We start from the raw sequence: 18,586 nt of genomic DNA on the forward strand, positions 1-18,586 counted from the left end.
GCGTGCCCCGACGGAGACGCAGGCTCCGCCGGATCGTGCTCGGCTTGCTGGCCGCGCCGCCGCTTTTGCTCGGGCTGCTGAATCTCGTGCTCGCCACCCCATGGGGACGGGCGCGCGTGGCGGCGCAGATCACGCAGCGCTGCGGGCTGGAAGCGAGCCTCGGCCACGCCTCGTGGACGCCATGGAGCGGGGTTTTCTTAGGCGAGCTGCGCCTGCTCCAGCCGCCGCCGCTGCGGGACACGCTGGATCGGCCGGTCTTGGAATTGCGGGGTCTGCGGGTGTTTCCGCAGTGGAAGCCGCTGCTCAAGGGGCATTTGCGAGTGGCGGAGATTCGAATCGAGCGGCCACGCGGGGCGATTGCGCTGGAGATGCTGGCGAGCATAGCAGGGAAGCTGAGTCCTCCCCACGAGGGGCCGCCCTTGGCGAGTGCGGCCCCGGAGGCACCGCCGACCGCCGTGCCTGATCCCCATGGCGCGCCGGAACCACCGGCAGCAGGCAAGCCGCCGCCGGTCGCAACTTCGAGCCCGGCTGTGCCCGTCTCCGCCCCGGTCACAGCCAAGGAGCCGCCTGCCGGAGCTTGGCTGGAGCTGAGTGATGCGGACTGTGATTTTTACCTTTCCGGGCAGAAGCTCGCGGGCTTTGCCGGTTTCAAGGGGCGGATTCCGATTGGTGGGCCTCAGGCGTCCGGCAATCTGAGCGTGGCGGCGGTGGAGGCTCTGGAGCAGGAGATGGGGGCGAATCTGGCCCTGCCGGTCGCGTGGGCGGGACCGGCCTTGCGAGTCGGGCCGGGGGAGGTGGAGCTGGCGGGCATTCGCGCGCAGGTGGAAATGGTCCTCGGTCGCCTGCCAGGCATCCCCTTCGAGGCGGATATCCGGACCGAGAAGCAGCCGCTGGATCTCTCGCGTGCGATTCGTGAACTCAGCCCGAAGGCCGCCGAATTCGCGGCGGGAGCGCGGATCCGCGGGTTGCTGCTGGCACCCGGCAGCTGGCAGGGAATCGCTGCCACGGAGATGAAGGAACTGGCGATGAAGCCCGCGGTGCAGACGCTGGAATTCCACGATGCCTCCGCCAGCGTGAGCTTGCAGGGCGGTATTCTTAATTGCCCGGATGCGCGCATGATCGGCGATAGCGTCTCGCTGCTTGGAAATGGCTCGCTGCGTGGCGGCGAATTGGCGGCGGTCTTGCGCATGGTCGTTTTGCCGGAAGTCGCCCAGACATGGCAGCAGCGGCTGATCCCGGCAGGTGCGGTGGTGCCGCCCGTCTTCCACACGATGGACACGCCGGCGCGGCTCTACATTGATCTACGATGGGTATCGTACCCGGGTGGCCGCGGCATTGAATTCGGCGAAGGCGGGCCGGTCTTGAAGCCGGGGCAGGCCCTGCAAGTCTTCGCGGGGGCGCAGTGATCGCGGGTTGCAGCGCGGCGCATGACTTGGCATCGTCCGGCCGTGCGCATTATCGCCGGAACTGCAGGAAGACTCGCCATCAAGGTGCCGAAGGCCGTTACCCGCCCGACCACGGATTTCGTCAGGCAGGCGATGTTTTCGATCCTGGGTCCGGCGGTGGAGGGTACGGCCGTGCTTGATCTCTTCGCCGGCTCCGGCGCGATCGGCCTGGAAGCTCTCAGCCGCGGCGCGAAGTCCTGCGTCTTCGTCGATGAGCACCGCCAGGCGGAAATCGTGATCCGCGAGAATCTGGCCAAGGCGAGGCTGGAAGGCGGGCGGGTGGTGCGGGCCGATGTCCATGCCTGGGTTACGAAGGACCTCGGGATCTACGATTTGATTTTTGCGGACCCGCCTTATGCGAAGAACCCCGGCGACCGGGACCACCTGAAAGCGCTGCTGGCAAATCCCGCCCTGCCCCCGCGGCTGGCGGAGGGTGGCTGGCTGATCGGCGAGTGCGCCACCTCATCCCGCTCTCCGGAAGGCCCGGGCTTCGTGCTGCAGGACCGCCGTGAATATGGCAACAGTGCCATCCTGCTTTACGCTGCGGCCCCTGCTTCCTAGTTTTTCCGGAGATGCCGTTCCGCCTTGTCCTCGGGCTCTATCGCCTGTTGCTGCCCTTGTTCTTGTTCACCGCATTGCCGGGCTGGCTGATCAGGATGGGACGCCGCGGTGGCTTTGGCAGCGGCTTGCGCGAGCGCTTCGCGATCTACACCCGGCCCGAGGAGGAAGAACCCTGCGGCGCGGTAATGGTGCACTCGATCAGCGTAGGGGAGACCATGCTCGCGCTGAAGTTGATCCGCGCTTGGCTTGAGCGCGATCCGGAGCAGCGCTTCGTGCTCGCGACCGGCACCGCAACCGGTCATGCCGTGGCGATGGAAGCCGCGCTGCCGGCGGTGCGAGTGACTTACTCGCCGGTGGATTTGCGGATTTGCGTGAGCCGCTACTTGAAGCGCTTCGAGCCCTCGCAACTTGTGCTGGTGGAGGGCGAGGCCTGGCCGCATCTGCTGATGGCCTGCCGCAAGCGCGGCATTCCGGTGAGCCTGCTGAATGCCCGGCTTTCGCCACGCTCGGAGCGCCGCTACCGCAAGCTCGCGTCGATCGTGCGTCCGGTCTTCGGGATGCTCGACAAGGTTGCCGCGCAGGAAGACGCGGACATTGCGCGCTGGGAAGCTCTCGGCGTGGCGCGCGAGAGGATTACCGTCACTGGCAGCTCGAAGTTCGATCCCGGTGCTGCCGCCCTGCCGCAGCAGCGCGCGGACTTCAGTGCGATGCTGTCCGTTTTTGGTGCCGGGCGTCCGGTCATTCTCGCTGCCAGCACGCATGGTGACGAGGAGGCGTGGCTCGCCGAAGCCCTGCGAGAGGTGGATGCCGTCTATGCCGTGGTGCCGCGTCATGCGGAGCGCCGCGCAGAAGTCAGGGCCGCGCTGGAGAAGGAATATTTCGAGGTCGTGCTGCGCTCGGCTTTTTATCCGCCGCTGAATCCGGTCCGTGCCTGTCTGGTGATCGATAGCACCGGTGAGCTCCGCGATTGGACGGCGCATTCCACGCTAGTGGTGATCGGCAAGAGCATCCTCGGCACGGGCGGCCAGAATCCCGCCGAGGCGATCCTCGCGCGCAAGCCGCTCTTGTTCGGCAAGAACATGCAGAACTTCGAGCCGCTCGCTTCATCCCTGGTCGCGGCTGGCGGGGCAATCCGCTTCAGCGATCAAACCGGGTTGGCGGAGAGTGCGCGGATTTTGCTCGCGGACCCTGCGCGCTGCTCGCGGATGTGCGATGAGGCCGCGCGGGTCCTCGCTGTGCACGCGGGCGCGACCGGCCGCATGCTCGATTTATTGACTGCCTGAAAGGCCGCAGGTGTTAGAATGCACAGCGTTTTCCGGTTGGAAAAGCGGACAGAGATTGTTCCAACGCGAGTTTGTCATTTCCTGAACGCCCGCTAGCATCGCGGCGTGAGCGATCCCTCCGATGAGCTGGCCAAGCGCCTGCTGTCCGCATTCGAGCTGGGCCCTTCCTGGGCCCGGAGCGATGCACCGGCGAAGAAACCCGTCGAAAAACACGGCGAAGAAGCACCACCCCGTGAGCGTCGCGACCGCGATGATCCGCGCGGTAGGGGCGGCTTCGAGCGCAGGGATTTCGATCGCCGCGATGGGGGAGGGCGTCGGGACAACCGCGATAATCGTGACAACCGCGGTGGCGGTGGTGGGCGCGGCGATGGCCGTGGCGACCGGGGCGGGTTTCGCGACCGTGACAATCGCGATCGCCGCGGTGGCGGTGGTCGTGGCGACTTCGGCCCGCGCGAATTGCCGATGCCGGCCGATGGTGTGCGGGTGACGATCTCGCCCGCAGCGGAGGCAGTCCATCTCGTCGTCCGCGAAATCCATCATGTCGCGCGTGTCTATTCGCTCTATGATGTCGCGCAGATCCTGCTCGCAGGTCGAGGCCGCTATCATCTGAACTTCTCGCTCGCGGGCAATGCACCCTCGCTGTTCCTCTCGAAGAAGGACCAGTCGATCTGGTTGACCAAGGAGGAAGCGGTTGCCCACTTCTGGCAATCGGAGACTGCCAACGAGTACTACGAGTCAGAAGAGACTGAGACCGATCCGCCGGCTGGCAACTTCCAGGTGGTGGCCCGCTGCGGCATGAGCGGCGAATGGCTTGGCCCGCCGAACTTCCATTCGTATCAGACCACGCTGCGCCGCATCCATCGCGAGCGCTTTCCGAACCTGCCCTTCGAGGTCTACGCCTCGCGGGTCCGCACCGAGCGCGGCGAGGAAGCGGTGAATGCCTGGCTCGACACGATGCGCAAGCGCGTGCGTTGGCGGGCCAAGGGCGCGGACGACAGCGCCTGGCGCTTCGACCGCAGCGAGATCGAGCGCGACTTCGCAACCCGGGCCTTCTCCGAGATCTTCGCGGAAGTTCGCACTGCGGAAGTCTCCGGTGACATCCCGGCGAAGAATCTTTCGCCCGGCCTTCTCGCGTGTGTCCGCATCGCCGGTTCGCACGCCCGCAAGCATCCTGCGATTCTGATTCCCGCGATCTGCCGTTTGCTGGAGAACGAGCACCTCTCCGTCTTCAAGCGCGAGGGCAAACTCTTTACCGGTCCGGCCCGTCCGCATCCGCTGACGACTGATGCCGTGCTGGCAGAGCGCCCCGCGGCGATCGTCGCTTGGCTCGAAGCGAACCCGACGGCCAAGCTCGGCCAGCTCTGGAAGGGTGTGCTCCCCGAAGGCCAGACCGAAGCAGGCACCGAATGGCTCGCTGATCTCTTCTGGCTGCTCACGCAGGGCCATGTCCTGCTCTTCGCCGATGATACCATCGTGCTGCCGCGCCGGCGTGCACCGCAGGGAGCACCGGCAGCGAAAGAGAAGGCACCTGCCACCAAGGCCGCGAAAAAGAAGAAGCGCAAGAAGCGGAAAAGAACCCGCAAGGCGCATGTCACCGTGCCGAACCAGGCCAAGCTGATCCGCAGCATCACCCGCATGTCCGCCACGCGCTTGAAGCACCTGCGTGGACCGGCGATGATCTGGAAGCGCCGCCTCGAGAAGCGCGGGCGGATCGTGGCGCTGGTCAGGGAGGATTGAGCCGTTTCGCGCGGCTTACCCGAAGCAATCTGTCAGGGCGGTGACGAAGCGATTCGTCCCGCCCTTTTCATTTCCATCGGGCGGCTGTCTTGGCTGATCCGGTATTACCTTCACGGGGGATCGCGTCGGGGTTCCGCGCTCTGCTAATGTCGGATCCAACAAAGAAGGGTGACTCTTCGTCAAAGGCAGGAGGAACCACGGATTTGCACGGATTAACACGGATGAAGATCCAGTTCCGGAGCTTCTTCCTGACTTTCATCCGTGCCCATTCGTGTAAATCCGTGAGTCCTTCTGGATCCAGACAGAGTCGCCTTGATCCTTGGATTTTGTATGAGATCCCCGCACGCCGCATTCCGCTGCCATCTGCTCTATTCGATCATCATCGGGGTCCTTTCCGCGATGATCGTCCATGGTGCGGAGCCACGGCCCAGGGTGCTGGTATCGAGCGATATCGGCGGCACGGATCCTGATGACTTCCAGTCGATGGTCCATTTGCTGGTCTATGCGGACAGCTTGGACATCGAGGGGATCGTGTCCTCGCCCTTCGGGCCGGGCCGCAAGGAGGACATCCTGCGGGTGATCGATTGTTACGAGCACGACTATCCGAATCTGAAGAGTTATTCGAACCACTACCCAGCGCCTGATCTATTGCGCTCGATCTCCAAACAAGGGGAGACTGAATCCGCGCCCTATGTGGGCGTGCGAAGGCCGACGGAAGGCTCACGCTGGATGATCGAGTGCGCGCGCCGGGATGATCCGCGCCCGCTGAACCTTTTGGTCTGGGGTGGCATCGATGATCTGGCGCAGGCCTTGCACGACGCTCCCGAGATCATGCCCAAGCTCAGGGTTTACTTCATTGGTGGATCGAACAAGAAATGGTCGCCGGATGCCTACCAGTACATCGCGACGCATCATCCGGGGCTTTGGGTGATTGAGACCAACTCTTCTTACCGTGGCTGGTTCGCCGGTGGCGATCAGACGGGTGAGCGGGGTAATGCCGAATTCGTGAAGCGCCATGTGGCGGGCAAGGGTGCCCTCGGCAACTTCTTTGCCACTCAGCTCAAGGGCACGATCAAGATGGGGGATACGCCCTCCGTGACTTGGTTGCTCAAAGGGTCATCGTCCGATCCCTCGCAGGGCGGCTGGGGCGGACGTTTCGTGCGGGCTTGGGAGCGGCCCTTCCCGAAGTTCGAGCGGCTAACAACGACGGATGACCGCATGGAGCAGTTTGGCATCCTTGAGTTGGTCTTGCCGCTGGGTGAGAAGGTGCCCGTGGAGCCAGAGGCACGGCTCAAGGTGGAGAACCAGTCATTGATTGGTTATGCGCCCGGGGATGGGACCATGCGCTTCCGTTTCTGTCCGCGGGACGCCAAGGCCTATGCCTTCGAGATCCAAGGCAATGTCCCCGGGCTGGATGGGATGAGTGGCGGTATCACGGCTGTTGCTCCATCGCCGGATCTGATGCGCCAGCCGTCCGCGAAGTATCCGAACTGGTGGACGGATGATTTGGATCCGGCCGTTGCAGAGGGGCCTCATGCGGGTGCCAAGACGGTGAGCCAGTGGCGGGAGGAGTTTCTCAAGGACTTTGCGGCGCGCATGGTGCGGTGTTCGGTTGCGGCGAGACCGGGTCCCTAGGTTGGCCACGGCGTCGCGTGGGACAGTATTGCGTTGCTCAATTCCCATTCCCCATCACCAGAGTGCGGTCCGGTTCTCCGTTCTTCATCAGCATCCGTCCGTTCCGCGCGAGGGTCAGCGTCACGGATGCCGTCGCATCCCAACGGATCACGACTTCATTGTGGCTGGTCACGGAATAACTCCAGATGTCATTCACCTTGCCGTTCTTGCCAAAGGTGAAGATCTCCTCCGGCTTGTCGATGCCACGCCAGCGCGTGCCGACGATCTCGTTTTCGAGATCTGACACCGGCCCGATGCCTGCTAGCAGCAAACGCTTCTTCTCCGCGCTGATCTGCCCGGCCAGGGCTGGATCATCCGCGGCGCCGGGGATCTTGTTGAGCGCCGCAAGATATTGCAGGTTGAGTCGTTTGGCCTCCTTGGCCATGTCGTCCTGCGCTTTGTTGAGGACCTTCTGGAAAGCCTTGCGCGCGGGAACTGCCTTTCGCGGCAGGCCATCCGGGGCAGCGGCGGCGAGTGCGTCCACCTTGGCGGCGTAACGCTCGCGGCTGATGATCGCGATGGCAGAGGAGTTGCCCTTGTCGGTCGCTTCCTTCTCCGCCCCATCGAGCGCGACGAGGTAAGCGTCGCGGGCGAAGCGGATCGCGCTGTCGGCAGTGCCGCCCAGCTTGGTGATTTCCTCGCGATACTTGGTAGCAAGCGGCGCGATGGCGGTGTGCCATTCCTCGGCGAAGCAGGGCGACAGCGACAGCAACGAGGCGGCGAGCAGGATGCTTGGCAGGAGTTTCATGGGAGTATGAGGAGTCCAGCATGGGCCCACGCCGGGCCCATGGATGGGGGAACCGCAAACGCGCGCTTCCTTAGAAGGATTCTTCAAGAATCGCTTCCGCTTGTTTCAGGACGCTCTCAATCCTCTGCGGAATCTGCTCCGCTCACTTCCAATGCCGGTCCGCGAAGTCGAGATACTCCTTCCAGTCCACCAGGGTCAGATTGTGAGTGCCAGGGCGGATGTGGTAGCCGATCCGGCCGCCATGGAGATGGCCGCCGGCCTCTGGCATCTTGTCGCTCTCCAAGCCCGTCACTCCCAGCAGGCGATAGACCGGTCCCGCATGCACGCAGCACAAGAACTCGCCGAGCGGATCGGCCCAATCATCTTCCTTGGCACTCGCCACATAGGCGAGGCGCGGTGCGAGCAACGCGATCAACTGGTGCTGGTCCACGGGTAGCTCCTGCTCCTTGTTGTAGTAGCGGTGGTAGTTCTCGCAGAACCAGTGCGAGAAGCCCTTGTTGATATCGGCCACGGTCTCGCCATGGATGCGGCGCGAGAGCGCGGCACCGGTGCAGCCGGAATCATTCGAGATGGTCAGCGCCACGCGTTCATCTTGTGCGCCGCACCACAGAGCCGCCTTACCGCCGCGCGAGTGACCGATCACAGCGATTTTCTTGGGATCAATCCCGGGTCGGGTGGACAGCGCATCGATCACGCGGCTGGCACCCCATGACCATGCGGCGATGGTGGCCCATGAGTCGGGCTTGCGTGGCTGGGTGTCGTAGAGCGCGTGCACGCCGTCCTTGAAGCCCTCGTTCTTGTCCGGATCGAACTGTGCGACATGGACGATCGCGGTGGCGTAGCCACGCTTCGCGATCTTCGCTGCGGGCCAGAACTCGTTTGGTTTGTCGAGATCGGCCAAGTCCGGCGCACGGTTGTTGATCAGGATGAAGAGTGGCACCGGCTTGTCCGCGGGCTTGGGCTCGACGAGGCGCAGCTTCACTTCGAGTTGGCCCTTGGGTGTGGGGAACTTGAGCACGCAGTCGGTGGCGCTCATGCCGCTGTCCGCCGGCAGTTCCAAGGGAGTGAAGGTCGAAGCCGCCTTGTCCCACTTCGGTGCTGCCGGGCTGCGGCCATAGACGTGCTCGCGGAAGAGTTCCAGCGTGCGCGGCCGGACTTCCTTCTCCCATGCCTCTGCCGTGGTGATGGGCTTGCCCTGAGCATCTGCCAGTGGATCGGGCAGCTTGAGATCATCTTCGGCAAGGGTGAGAGCAGGGGTGATCATGGCACAGAAAATCCAAGCGAGGCGGGTTCCCATTCGTTGGCTACGCGTTCGGGATGAAGGGCTTTCAAGCCGACGGGAAGGATTTCATTTTCCGTTGCGGGGGATCGGGTCCATGGTGGGCGCGTGAGCGAAATTGCGGGCGGGCCGCTGGACAAGCTGGGACGAGGGATGCGCGATCTGCGTATCTCGTTGACAGACCGCTGCAATTTCCGCTGCCGCTACTGCATGCCGGTGGAGGTCTTCGGCCCGGGCTACCGCTTCCTGCCGCGCGAGGATCTCCTGAGCTTCGAGGAAATCCTGCGCCTGACCCGCCTGCTGGTGCCGCAGGGAGTCGAAAAAGTGCGGCTCACCGGTGGCGAGCCGCTGCTGCGCAATGGCGTCGAGGACCTCGTCGCGATGCTCGCCACGGTGGATGGCGTGAAGGACATCGCCCTCACCACCAATGGAGTGCTCCTCGCTCATCACGCGGAAGCCTTGGCTCTTGCCGGTCTCTCGCGGGCGACCGTAAGTCTGGACGCACTCGATCCCGCGATCTTCGCCCGCATGAATGGCGTGGGTGCCAAGGTTGAGCGGGTGCTCGCTGGCATCAATGCCGCGCGGACCTACGGCCTAAAGGTGAAGGTCAACGCGGTGATCCAGCGCGGTGTGAATGAAAGCGAGATTCTTCCGCTCGCGCGTTGGGCCAAGAGCGAAGGCATCGACTTGCGCTACATCGAATACATGGATGTGGGCGAGACCAATGGCTGGAAGCTCGCCGAAGTGGTGTCTGCGTCGGAGCTCCTGGAAATTCTCGGCACGGAGTTCGATCTAACAGCACGTGATCCTGCCTACCGCGGCGAGGTCGCCCTGCACTGGAAACATGCCGATGGCAGCTGTGAACTCGGGGTGATCGCCTCGGTGACGCGGCCCTTCTGCCGGGACTGCCAGCGCCTGCGGTTGTCTGCGGACGGCAAGCTCTTCACCTGCCTCTTCGCCGCGAATGGCTACGACCTGCGCGATCTACTGAGGGGCGGGGCAGGGGATGATGTGCTGCTTGCGGCTGTGCGCGGGATGTGGCTGGCCCGTGAGGACCGCTACTCCGAAGAGCGCGGTCTGGCGACGCGGCCGAAGGCGGAGATGAGTTACCTGGGCGGTTGATGCCGTGAGCCAGGGGGAAGCGGGTATTTACGATTCGCTCCGCTTTACGGTCGGGGCCGAGGTTCTTCTTAACCGCGAAAAGCGCGAAAGGACGCGAAATTTGAACAGCCGGAAAAGGCATGGAATATGGAGAAGATGAAGTGGCATTCGGCTTCCTTGCCTTTTCAATTTCGCTTCCTTTCGCGGGTCATCGACGAAACGGGCTCAGGCTCCCACGAATTCCAACAAGCGGTCCCCGCGTCGCGGGGACTCCGATCTCACCTCACGCTCCAGCTCCAAGATCCCGCTGGGGTTGAAAACCCGGATCGTGCCGCCATCCCGGCGGGCGGTGAAAGCCGCGTATTCGATCGCTGCACTCGCATTGCGGAACCAGAGATCCAGATGGCGGCCGCCGGAATCGTTGAGCGCAACTCCATGGCCGTAACGGGAAGGACGGATGTCGTAGGTGTTCACGAGTTCAGGTGAACACTGTTCGTGTGAAATGTCAAGCGACCCGTGAAATAGGTCTTATGGATCCTATGGGATGCATTTGCGGAACTTGCAGAGTTTCAATGGCTCATGCTGTATTCAGGAATCCCTTCAGCAGGCTCTCCAGTCGTGCGGTCCCGTGATCGGCGCGATAACGGGCGTGTTCAGAGTGCAACGGCTGATCCTGCCAATCCCTGCCCTCTAGGATCCTTCGGATCGCCTCCAGAGCGCGGTCGGAATCGCCCTCCGGAATCGTCAGACCGGTGCGGTAGCCTTCGATTCGGTGGCCAATACACTCGCCAGCGGTGGCCAGACAGGGGATGTCGAAGGAGGCAGCCTTGCCGAGTGCGCCGCTGCTGCCCTCGAAGCCTTCATACGCGGCCCATGCCACATCGAAAGTCTTGAAGATCGAGTTGAAGTCCGACTCCTCGGGAATGCGGCCGGCGTTGAGATCGAGGTGCACGTTGTCGATCTCGCCGCTCTGGATTTTCGCCGCGATGGCATCCACCGTGGCGAGTTCCTCCGCGCTGTATTCGGGACGCTCGAAGCGGCCGGCGCAGGCGAAGTACCATGGAAGTCGTAGTTCGCGGGCCTTCTCCGCCACGCGCAAGAGATTGAGCAAGCCCTTGCGGCGCTCCATGCCGATCAGGCCGATCACCTTGCGGCCACTTGCCTTGCGGAGGATCTCCTTGGCCAGCACATAGGGTTCCTCCGGCAGGCTGAAGTCGGTCACATCCGGGAAGCCGTGGACCGGCTTGCCGATGTAAGCCTGCATCGGATCCACGAAGCGCTCGTCCAGCACGCCGATGCCACGGCACAGCGGGCTGCGGATCAGGGCATCGCCCTTGGCCAGCAGGCGCAGGGATTTCTTCGGTGAGGGCGACTCGCGGTAGTGGTGATTCCGCAGGTAGAGCCCGCTCCAGGGACGATCAATCGTCAGGTGCGGGACTGATGCCAGCGGCAGGAAGCGCAGGTAGCTGTCGAGATAAGGGAAGAACACCAAGTCGACTTTGCGGCCGACCTTCTGCTCGGCCTCGAAGAGGGTATCGGCACAGCGTTTCCAGCGCTGGAAGGTCCGCAGCGGATCGCCCTCGAAGCGGCCACCGAACCAGCTGCGCTTGCCGCCGGGGAGGTGGTGGGTGCTCAGCTTCTTGTCGACCTCCGGCACGCTGTCCTCTGCCGCGGCACGGGCTCCGGCGAGGGCTTCTGCAGGATTCGGGCACAGACCGATGACGAAGGCACCCAAGCGCAGGAAGGCAGCGCTGAACTGGGAAAAATACATCGGGTGGTGGCCGACCCAAAGTGGATCGACCAGAGCGACGGTTTTCGTCGGCTGCGAATCGGAAATCATGAGCGGGGAGCGCGCAGCCCGGCATGGATCCAGGAGGCGCGCACGAGGAAAGATTGGGAGAGTCCCGCCATCACGCCGAAAATCATCGCGGCCAGTCGTTCGTCGAAAGGATTGGAGGTCAGGCTTTCACTGAGCAGGCAGCATGCCGCCACGAAGGGCAGGAATGCCAGCCACTGGTCCGGCCCTGGATCGGAGGCATTCGAGCGCGCTGCGAGCAGCGAGGCCGCCATCACCCCGCCGATCAACCCGAGGTGCGCGAGCAGGCCGATGACTCCGCCGGAGAAGAGTGAGTAGGTCCAGGTGGAGTGACCGGCAAACCACACGTCATCGCCGATTTCCTCGCTCGGCGGATAGACGAGGTGGATCGCTGGCATGTATTGTGAGTGCCAGTAGTAGGAGGCGCCGATGCCCTTGCCGAAGAGGTAGTGCACGGGGTCGCGGTTCAGGATCTCGAAGATCCCGTCCGCCTCCGCACGCCGAGTCAGGTAGGAAATGTCCTCGGTGGTGTTGCGGTCGGAGGCGTGGTGGAAGAGCCGCTCGTTCCAGCGCTCGATCTGGTGTGGCTGCGCAACGAAGAGCCCCGCGATGGCAATCGCCGCCAGTCCGCCCAAGACCACCAGCGGTGCCATCCGCTTCAGCGCATCAATCGGCTGATAGATGCCCCAGCGGGTGCCGAGCACGAAGCACAAGCTGCTAGCCGCCGCTGAGGCCATGACCGGGAAGAGCAGCGAGCGCGTGACCGTGATGAAGATCCCGAAGAACAGCACGCCCACCGCCAAAGGAAGCAGCCAATGGAAGCGCGAGCGCAGCAGCATCGCGCAGCCGATCCATGCGGCCAGCCAGTTGTTGGCAGCGCTCTGCACCTCGGTGCGCGCGGTGTCGAAGGTCACGCCCTTGAACACGAAGCCTTGGAAAATCCGCCACACGATGTTGGTGCAGGCTGCGGCGAAGACCGGCATGACGATCCGCGATGGCCGCACGCCGACACAGCTGGCGATGTGCGCATTCATCATGCCCGCGAAGCACAGGCAGAGCGGCAGGATGATGCGGATCGAGCGGGCGGGCTGGACGCCCTGGAGCAGGGAATTCGCCGCCATGAAGGCGAGGAAGCCGCCCCAGAAAAGGATCAGCCAAGCCCCGGGCCGGACCAGCAAGTAACGCCAGCCGAACCAGAGGATGCCCGCGGTGGAACTCATCGCGAGGGCCAGGAACACCAGCTGGTCGAGGCCGGCACCGGCCCCCGATTCGCGAGCGATCGCATTGCGGTAGTCCAGCGCGAAGGAGGCCATGAAGACCCACAGCAAGATCTCGACCCAGCGTGCGGCCGGGCTGAGAGGCACTTCGACGGGATCGTGGCTCGTGCTCGTCGTCATGGGCGGCAGGCGGCCGGATCCCCGAGCGCCCGGGCAAGAGTGACACCGCGGTCCTCCCAACGGAAGGCGGATCGGCAGGCGTCCAAGGCCCGCGAGGCCGCGTGGTTGAGGAAATCCAGGTCGTCGATCTTCGCGGCCACGGCGGCGGCGAGCGTGGCGGGATCAGGAGCGGCGACTGCCTCGCTACGCGGGTCGACCGGCACACCGCTCAGAGCGGCTTCCACTGAGGCGAGCGGCAGGCCGCGGAAAATGTAGTCCAGCGCCTTCAGTTTGAAGCCACCACCGAGCGCCTCCGGGATCAGCCCGATCCGGGCCTCGTCGAGGTAGGGTGTCACGGAGGGCACGTTCGCCTGGAAGCTGGCCCATGGATACTGGCGGGCAAGCGCGGCAAACCACGCCGGGTCCGCCTTGCCGACCACTCGGAAGCCGATGTTCGCGGCCTGGAAGGGGGCCGCTGCGGCTTGCAGGAAGGCTTCAAGGTTGCGTTGCTTGGCCAGCCACTCGAAGGCCCCGGCGAGGACGACGCGGCGGGGGGTTTCCGGCACGATCGGGCGGGGCGGTCCCGCGGGCACTTGGCCGCCGTAGCCTGGAGGCAGGACGAAAACCGGCACGCCCGGTGCATCCACCCGGAAGGCCTCCGCATCGCGCGGCGTGATCGCGGAGATCAGATTCGCGCGGCGGGCGAGGGCCAGCTCCATGCGCGCGTACTTCCAAGCGTCCCACTTCAGCGCCGTTCGCAGGTGGAGGGAGCCGCCGCGGTCACCGGCCACCTGCTTGCGCACGGAGGCCTCGTGGTTGTGCGCGAGGTAGAGGACCTTGGCACTGGCGGGGATCTGGCTCAGGGCCCAGGCGCAGGCGGCTTGATCAATGATGATCCAGTCCCACTGCTGTCCGAGGAAGTTCTTGAGCAGCTCGCGCTGGACGGGATTTCCCAGGCGATAGGCATCGCTGGGGAGTGCGGATGCGAGGCTCTTGAGGCGTCCGCCGGGGATATTGCCCATCAGCACCCAATCGAGCGGGCGGCGGCCCTTGCTGAGCTGGCCATCAGGCATGACCCCTGGATCTTCCTCACCGAGCAAGGCCGCGACTTCCGCACCCAGGTGGGGATCACGCCGCGCCTTTTGTAGGTAGGGCGTGGCGGGCAGCAGGCCGCCGCGCTCGAACATGATCTTCGCCGCTTCGAGATTCAGCGAGGGATTTTCCGGATCGGTCGCGAGGCGCTGCACCACTTCCACGACCCCCGCGTCCCCAGCAGGATCGATCGCTTGGTGGGCGAGCACGGTGATCTCCATCCCCGGCTGCGCAGCCAGCGAGCGGAGCAGACCCAGCGAGTAAATCAATTCGCCGCTATTCGCGGGTCGCGGGTCTTGCCGGGTGATCCAGAGGCAACGCATGGCTGGAGCTTGCCGCAGCCCTCAGGGCTTGGCTGTTAGAATCCGCTCGAAAGTGCTGGCGGTTTTCTCGATCGGGAAGGTTTCCTCCGCATAGGCCCGCGCCTTGGCGCCGAATTCCGCGCACTCGTCGGGCGAGGCATGCAGGAACTTGGCCGCTGCCAGAAAGCCATCGAGATCTCGCGGCTGAACGGTGATGCCCGCGCCTTGCTCGCGGGTGATCCGCGCAGCCAGGTTTTCCTGCGGCACCGCAAGCAGCAGCGGCCGGGCCGCACAGAGATAGCTGAGGGTCTTCGACGGCACCGAGAAGACTCCTGCGTCTTCTTCCAGGATTCCGACCAGCACATCACCCGTCGCCAGCACGGCCGGAAGCTCAGCGAAGGTTTGGTACGGCAGAAGTAGTAGATTGTTCAGGCCCGCTGCCGCGGACTCGCGCCGCAGCCATTCCGCGCCGATCCCTTCCGAGACGACGACGACCATGACCTCGGGCTGCGTCTGGAAGCGCTTGGCCAACTCCAGCAGCATCGCCGGATTGTGCTTCATGCCGATGGTCCCACTGTAAAGGAACACGAACTTATCGGCCAAGCCGTGGCGCTGGGCCCAGGGATTGTCCTTCGGCAGCGCGGGCAGTTCTTCGATCACTGCCCAGTTCGGCACCACCGAGACCCGCTCCGGATCGACGCCGAACTCGCCTTCAAGAATTGGCGTGAAGTCTTCCGTGATGGCGACGATGCCGCTGCTGCGCTTGAATTGCCGCGAATCGAGCAAGCGATACCAGGCACCGATGAAGCCGCCGGCGACCGGGATCTTTTTCCGCAACAGCTTGTCCACCGCCAGGCTGTAGAAGTCCTGGACCCAGTAGTAAAAGCGGCCGCCGGATTCCACGGTGGCACGGGTGATCGGCTCCTGCGTCTCAGTCGGCGTATTGCCGGAAAGCACCGCATCCGGCTTCCAGGAGCGCACGAACTCCGCGGCTTCCTGGCCATAGCGGATTTCCATGCTGCGCCGGCGGCGGAAGGAATACTTGTAGCGGGTGTACTCCGGATCCATCGGGATCTCCCGGAACTCTAGGGTCTCGGCATCACCGGGATTGCGGCGAAGGTCGCCGCGCGGCGTTTGCAGGGATCCGGCAAAGGCGTGAACCACCTGATGACCTCGCGCGGCGAGGGCACGACTCAGGGACGTTGGGAAGCCGTGGCCGGCGTAATCGTGGACCAGAATCTTCATTCTCGGGGGGAGAGGGGGGTGCGCGGATCTTAGCCGCTGGCCGCAAAGCGTCAACGCGGCCTGTTCACGTGATCGCGTGGGGAAGGGAATCACTCATGCCTCGACCCTTCTCAAGTCCACCGCTAGCAATCCCTTCGTGAACGACCCTCAGCCCGCCCGGCCGGAAGTCAGGATCGCGCTCATCTACCTTCTGGGGGCGAGCGCGTGGATTCTCGGCTCGGATCATCTCCTCCAGCGCTTCTTGCCGGAAAGCCAGAGCTTCCTGCAGCCGCTGAAGGGAATGAACTTCGTGGTCGCGACTTCGATCCTGCTCTACTTTGTGCTGCGGCGGGCCTTCAATGGCTGGCGCCAGGCGGAATCCGAGAAGCGTCGCGTGCTCTCGGAGATGAGCGAGATGTTCCGCAATCTTTCCACCCGCATCGAGGGCTTGCGTGAGGAAGACCGCACCCGGATCTCCCGCGAACTTCACGACCAGCTCGGCCAAGCCCTCACCGGCATGAAGATGGACCTCCGCTGGGTGGAGAGCCAACTCGAACTCCGCGATGAGCGTGCGCTCAATCCACTGACCGACCGCTTGGTCGATGTGGAGGGTCAAGTCGATGACCTGATCCTTTCTGTGCGGCGCATCGCCACTGACCTGCGACCAGATGCCCTGGACGAGCTAGGCTTGCCGGTTGCCCTCAAGCAGGAAGCGGAACGCTTCGTGCTCAGGACCGGAATGCCCTGCGAACTGGAGGTCGGCGAACTCCCGGAAAAGCTCTCGCCCAAGGTGGCCACGGCAGCCTTCCGGATTTTCCAAGAGGCCCTGACCAATGTCGTCCGTCACGCCCAAGCCAGCCGGGTGCAGGCCCGCTGCGCCGCGACCGGAGAAGTGCTCGAACTCGCCGTGGCTGACAACGGCAGGGGCATCGGCGCTGGTCTTGAGATGGACAAACAGTCGCTCGGTTTGCTAGGAATGCGGGAAAGGGCGGAAATGCTGGGCGGAAAGGTCAACTTTACCACCGCCGAATCCGGAGGTACTCGTGTGCAAGCAAGCCTCCCGTGGAAGGGAACCCCATGAAAGTCCTGATCGCCGATGACCATGAACTGATCCGCCGGGGCCTGAGCGGGCTCCTGCGCGATCATTTCGGGGACGTGCAGATCAAGGATGTTGCCGATGCCCGGGAGGCGCTGGAGGTTTTGGATGAGGAGGAATGGGACCTTGCGCTGGTGGACATCAATATGCCCGGGCGCAGCGGCTTGGAACTCCTGAAGGATCTCCGCCGCCTCAAGCCCACGCTGCCGGTGCTGGTCGTCAGCGCCCATACCGAGGAAGATTTTGCCTTGCGTGCCCTCAAGCTCGGAGCGGCAGGCTACGTCTCGAAGCAAAGCGCCTCTGATGTGCTTGTGGGCGCGGTGAAGAAGGTTCTGGCAGGTGGCCGCCACGTCAGCCCGGCGGTAGCGGAGAAGCTGGCTCAGGCCGCGGCAGAGGGCTGGTCCGGCACCCCGCAGGAGAATCTCTCCCACCGCGAGCTGCAGGTCCTGCAAATGATCGCCCGCGGCAAAACCATCAAGGAGATCGCGGCCGAACTCGCCCTGAGCGAGAAAACCATCGCCACCTACCGCAGCCGGATCTCGGAGAAGCTCGGCCTCTCGACCAACGTCGAAATCACCCGTTTTGCGCTCCAGCACAACTTGGTGGACTGAGGCAGCATTTGTCCGACAGGCGGAAGGGTAAATTTACGAGGGTCTGCCGGTAAAACTACCGACAAGGGGAGAGCGGGCTAACTACATGCGAATCAGCCATGCACCCCCTGTCCGGAATCGGTTTTCCGGTGACAATGGAACATGCGTTTGGAAACCCAACGTCCAATCAACAACCGTCGTGGCCTTGCTCTCGTCCTGGCCGTCCTTTCGTCCCTGATCCTGCCCGCCGCCCTGCAGGCTGCGGAAGCTCCGGCCGTCTCGCTGGCATGGAATGCCAACCCCGAGTCGAGCGTCACCGGCTACAAGGTCTATTTCGGCACCCAGAGCGGCGTGTACGACAATGTGGCTGATGTCGGCAAGGTGACCCAGACCAGCCTGCCCGCGCTGACCATGGGCTCGACCTATTTCATGGCGGTGAGCGCCTACAACTCGAGCGGCCAGGAAAGCCCGAAGTCCGCGGAGTTCAAGGTCACCGCCACCACTCCGGTTCCGCCGATCGATACCACCTTCGCGATCACCCCTGGTAGTGGCTCCGCCAGCCAAGGCAAGCTGCAGTGGAAGTATCTGAAGTCCGAGCAAGCCAGCCTCGACCGCTTCGCCGTCTACTCCAGCGAGGATCTGGTGACTTGGACCGAATCCGCGCGCCTCGCATCCACCGCGGCCACCAACTCGGATAGCCAGTATCTCTACTTCGACTACGCGCCTTCGATCACCAAGCAGAAGATGTTCTTCAAGGTCGCACCGCGGAATGCCTTCGGCGAGACGAACTGATTCACCTGCACAACTGACTGTTCCCTAGTTCATGGTAGTGCCCGGGCTGCCACGGCGAGTGCCGTGGTGGTCCGGGCCCTTTTCATTTCTGTTCCGGAGCGATGGCGATGCTGTCCAAGATCGCTTGGAACTCCTTCTGGCCCTCAGCGGGGTATTTCAGCGGATGACTTGCTCTTCAGCCGCCACCACAGGCGCGATCATGCAGAGCAGAGCGAGAAGGCGGAGAAGTTTCATGGGGAGTTGTGAGGTCGCAGGCGAGGCCACGCCATAGGAGCGGCTTGGGGCCGAAACTTCAATCGGCGGAGCAGTTCTTTCACGCTTCCAGATAGGGAAGAGAAGCTTCCGGATGATTGTAAAAAGTTTACCAAAGCCGCTAAGCTTCTCGGCGGATTCGGTCAAAAAGGCGGTAAACTTTCCGGCTGGGCTTTTGCGGGGATTGCACCGGCGGGGTTTTCCCTTATTGGGGGGCG

Annotated in this window: 17 protein-coding genes; 9 read left to right on the forward strand and 8 right to left on the reverse strand. The window is 63.8% G+C overall.

The window, feature by feature from the left end:
• The first annotated feature begins 35 nt into the window (after positions 1-35).
• The 5 genes from BV071_RS28960 (at position 36) to BV071_RS28980 (ending at position 6,661) form a co-directional block, all read left to right on the forward strand.
• On the forward strand, positions 36-1,406 hold the full coding sequence (locus BV071_RS28960; RefSeq protein ID WP_052574016.1) for a hypothetical protein: 1,371 nt from the start codon (positions 36-38) through the stop codon (positions 1,404-1,406).
• A 21-nt stretch (positions 1,407-1,427) separates the two neighbouring features.
• Complete coding sequence (rsmD, locus tag BV071_RS28965) at positions 1,428-2,006, forward strand: 16S rRNA (guanine(966)-N(2))-methyltransferase RsmD (protein ID WP_075091033.1); 579 nt, start codon at positions 1,428-1,430, stop codon at positions 2,004-2,006.
• Between the two features lie 11 nt (positions 2,007-2,017).
• Positions 2,018-3,289, forward strand: a complete 1,272-nt coding sequence (locus BV071_RS28970; RefSeq protein ID WP_052574018.1) for a glycosyltransferase N-terminal domain-containing protein — start codon at positions 2,018-2,020, stop codon at positions 3,287-3,289.
• Positions 3,290-3,394: 105 nt separating this feature from the next.
• Positions 3,395-5,026 (forward strand): hypothetical protein, encoded by a 1,632-nt coding sequence (locus BV071_RS35950; protein ID WP_035614982.1) that lies wholly within the window; start codon positions 3,395-3,397, stop codon positions 5,024-5,026.
• 330 nt (positions 5,027-5,356) lie between these two features.
• A complete protein-coding gene (locus BV071_RS28980; RefSeq protein WP_081886302.1) occupies positions 5,357-6,661 on the forward strand; it encodes a DUF1593 domain-containing protein in 1,305 nt (434 codons plus the stop codon).
• 37 nt (positions 6,662-6,698) lie between these two features.
• Here the strand turns inward: BV071_RS28980 and BV071_RS28985 are convergent, their stop codons facing one another.
• Positions 6,699-7,448 (reverse strand): hypothetical protein, encoded by a 750-nt coding sequence (locus BV071_RS28985; RefSeq protein ID WP_035614984.1) that lies wholly within the window; start codon positions 7,446-7,448, stop codon positions 6,699-6,701.
• Between the two features lie 142 nt (positions 7,449-7,590).
• Positions 7,591-8,712 (reverse strand): alpha/beta hydrolase, encoded by a 1,122-nt coding sequence (locus BV071_RS28990; protein WP_052574025.1) that lies wholly within the window; start codon positions 8,710-8,712, stop codon positions 7,591-7,593.
• Positions 8,713-8,844: 132 nt separating this feature from the next.
• Here BV071_RS28990 and moaA point away from each other — a divergent pair, with 132 nt between their 5' ends.
• Entirely contained in the window at positions 8,845-9,849 is a 1,005-nt protein-coding gene (gene moaA / locus BV071_RS28995; RefSeq protein ID WP_035615073.1) for a GTP 3',8-cyclase MoaA, read from the forward strand.
• A 204-nt stretch (positions 9,850-10,053) separates the two neighbouring features.
• On the opposite strand, the gene BV071_RS29000 is transcribed toward moaA, so the two are convergent.
• The 5 genes from BV071_RS29000 to BV071_RS29020 form a co-directional block, all read right to left on the reverse strand.
• Positions 10,054-10,302: a hypothetical protein gene (locus BV071_RS29000; protein WP_035614986.1), complete on the reverse strand. Its 249-nt coding sequence runs from the start codon at positions 10,300-10,302 to the stop codon at positions 10,054-10,056.
• A gap of 103 nt (positions 10,303-10,405) precedes the next feature.
• Positions 10,406-11,668: a glycosyltransferase gene (locus BV071_RS29005; RefSeq protein WP_035614988.1), complete on the reverse strand. Its 1,263-nt coding sequence runs from the start codon at positions 11,666-11,668 to the stop codon at positions 10,406-10,408.
• The gene (locus BV071_RS29010; protein WP_035614989.1) at positions 11,665-13,041 is read right to left on the reverse strand and encodes a hypothetical protein; all 1,377 of its coding nucleotides are present in this window, start codon (positions 13,039-13,041) and stop codon (positions 11,665-11,667) included. Before BV071_RS29010 ends, BV071_RS29005 begins: the two co-directional genes overlap by 4 nt.
• On the reverse strand, positions 13,038-14,435 hold the full coding sequence (locus BV071_RS29015) for a glycosyltransferase (RefSeq protein ID WP_035614991.1): 1,398 nt from the start codon (positions 14,433-14,435) through the stop codon (positions 13,038-13,040). The genes BV071_RS29010 and BV071_RS29015 overlap by 4 nt, the downstream gene beginning before the upstream one ends.
• A 21-nt stretch (positions 14,436-14,456) precedes the next feature.
• On the reverse strand, positions 14,457-15,659 hold the full coding sequence (locus BV071_RS29020) for a glycosyltransferase family 4 protein (protein ID WP_035614993.1): 1,203 nt from the start codon (positions 15,657-15,659) through the stop codon (positions 14,457-14,459).
• A gap of 136 nt (positions 15,660-15,795) precedes the next feature.
• Here BV071_RS29020 and BV071_RS29025 point away from each other — a divergent pair, with 136 nt between their 5' ends.
• The 3 genes from BV071_RS29025 to BV071_RS33905 all read left to right on the forward strand — a co-directional run bounded on the left by BV071_RS29025 (position 15,796) and on the right by BV071_RS33905 (position 18,116).
• Entirely contained in the window at positions 15,796-16,719 is a 924-nt protein-coding gene (locus tag BV071_RS29025; RefSeq protein ID WP_265595026.1) for a sensor histidine kinase, read from the forward strand.
• Positions 16,716-17,345 (forward strand): response regulator transcription factor, encoded by a 630-nt coding sequence (locus BV071_RS29030; RefSeq protein WP_035614995.1) that lies wholly within the window; start codon positions 16,716-16,718, stop codon positions 17,343-17,345. Before BV071_RS29025 ends, BV071_RS29030 begins: the two co-directional genes overlap by 4 nt.
• A gap of 141 nt (positions 17,346-17,486) precedes the next feature.
• Positions 17,487-18,116: a fibronectin type III domain-containing protein gene (locus BV071_RS33905; protein ID WP_052574021.1), complete on the forward strand. Its 630-nt coding sequence runs from the start codon at positions 17,487-17,489 to the stop codon at positions 18,114-18,116.
• Between the two features lie 156 nt (positions 18,117-18,272).
• On the opposite strand, the gene BV071_RS29040 is transcribed toward BV071_RS33905, so the two are convergent.
• On the reverse strand, positions 18,273-18,515 hold the full coding sequence (locus BV071_RS29040) for a hypothetical protein (protein ID WP_035614997.1): 243 nt from the start codon (positions 18,513-18,515) through the stop codon (positions 18,273-18,275).
• Positions 18,516-18,586: the final 71 nt, after the last annotated feature.

Origin of the sequence: Haloferula sp. BvORR071 (assembly GCF_000739615.1) — a bacterium.
In the GTDB taxonomy this organism is placed as follows: domain Bacteria; phylum Verrucomicrobiota; class Verrucomicrobiia; order Verrucomicrobiales; family Akkermansiaceae; genus Haloferula.

Excerpts from the sequence above, each read along its gene's own strand:
- BV071_RS28970 (WP_052574018.1), top strand. The coding sequence starts at position 2,018 with ATGCCGTTCCGCCTTGTCCTCGGGCTCTATCGCCTGTTGCTGCCCTTG.
- BV071_RS29015 (WP_035614991.1), bottom strand. The coding sequence starts at position 14,435 with ATGCGTTGCCTCTGGATCACCCGGCAAGACCCGCGACCCGCGAATAGC.
- BV071_RS28985 (WP_035614984.1), bottom strand. The coding sequence starts at position 7,448 with ATGAAACTCCTGCCAAGCATCCTGCTCGCCGCCTCGTTGCTGTCGCTG.
- BV071_RS29020 (WP_035614993.1), bottom strand. The coding sequence starts at position 15,659 with ATGAAGATTCTGGTCCACGATTACGCCGGCCACGGCTTCCCAACGTCC.
- BV071_RS28990 (WP_052574025.1), bottom strand. The coding sequence starts at position 8,712 with ATGATCACCCCTGCTCTCACCCTTGCCGAAGATGATCTCAAGCTGCCC.
- BV071_RS29030 (WP_035614995.1), top strand. The coding sequence starts at position 16,716 with ATGAAAGTCCTGATCGCCGATGACCATGAACTGATCCGCCGGGGCCTG.
- BV071_RS29010 (WP_035614989.1), bottom strand. The coding sequence starts at position 13,041 with ATGACGACGAGCACGAGCCACGATCCCGTCGAAGTGCCTCTCAGCCCG.
- rsmD (WP_075091033.1), top strand. The coding sequence starts at position 1,428 with ATGACTTGGCATCGTCCGGCCGTGCGCATTATCGCCGGAACTGCAGGA.
- BV071_RS33905 (WP_052574021.1), top strand. The coding sequence starts at position 17,487 with ATGCGTTTGGAAACCCAACGTCCAATCAACAACCGTCGTGGCCTTGCT.
- BV071_RS29005 (WP_035614988.1), bottom strand. The coding sequence starts at position 11,668 with ATGATTTCCGATTCGCAGCCGACGAAAACCGTCGCTCTGGTCGATCCA.
- BV071_RS28980 (WP_081886302.1), top strand. The coding sequence starts at position 5,357 with ATGAGATCCCCGCACGCCGCATTCCGCTGCCATCTGCTCTATTCGATC.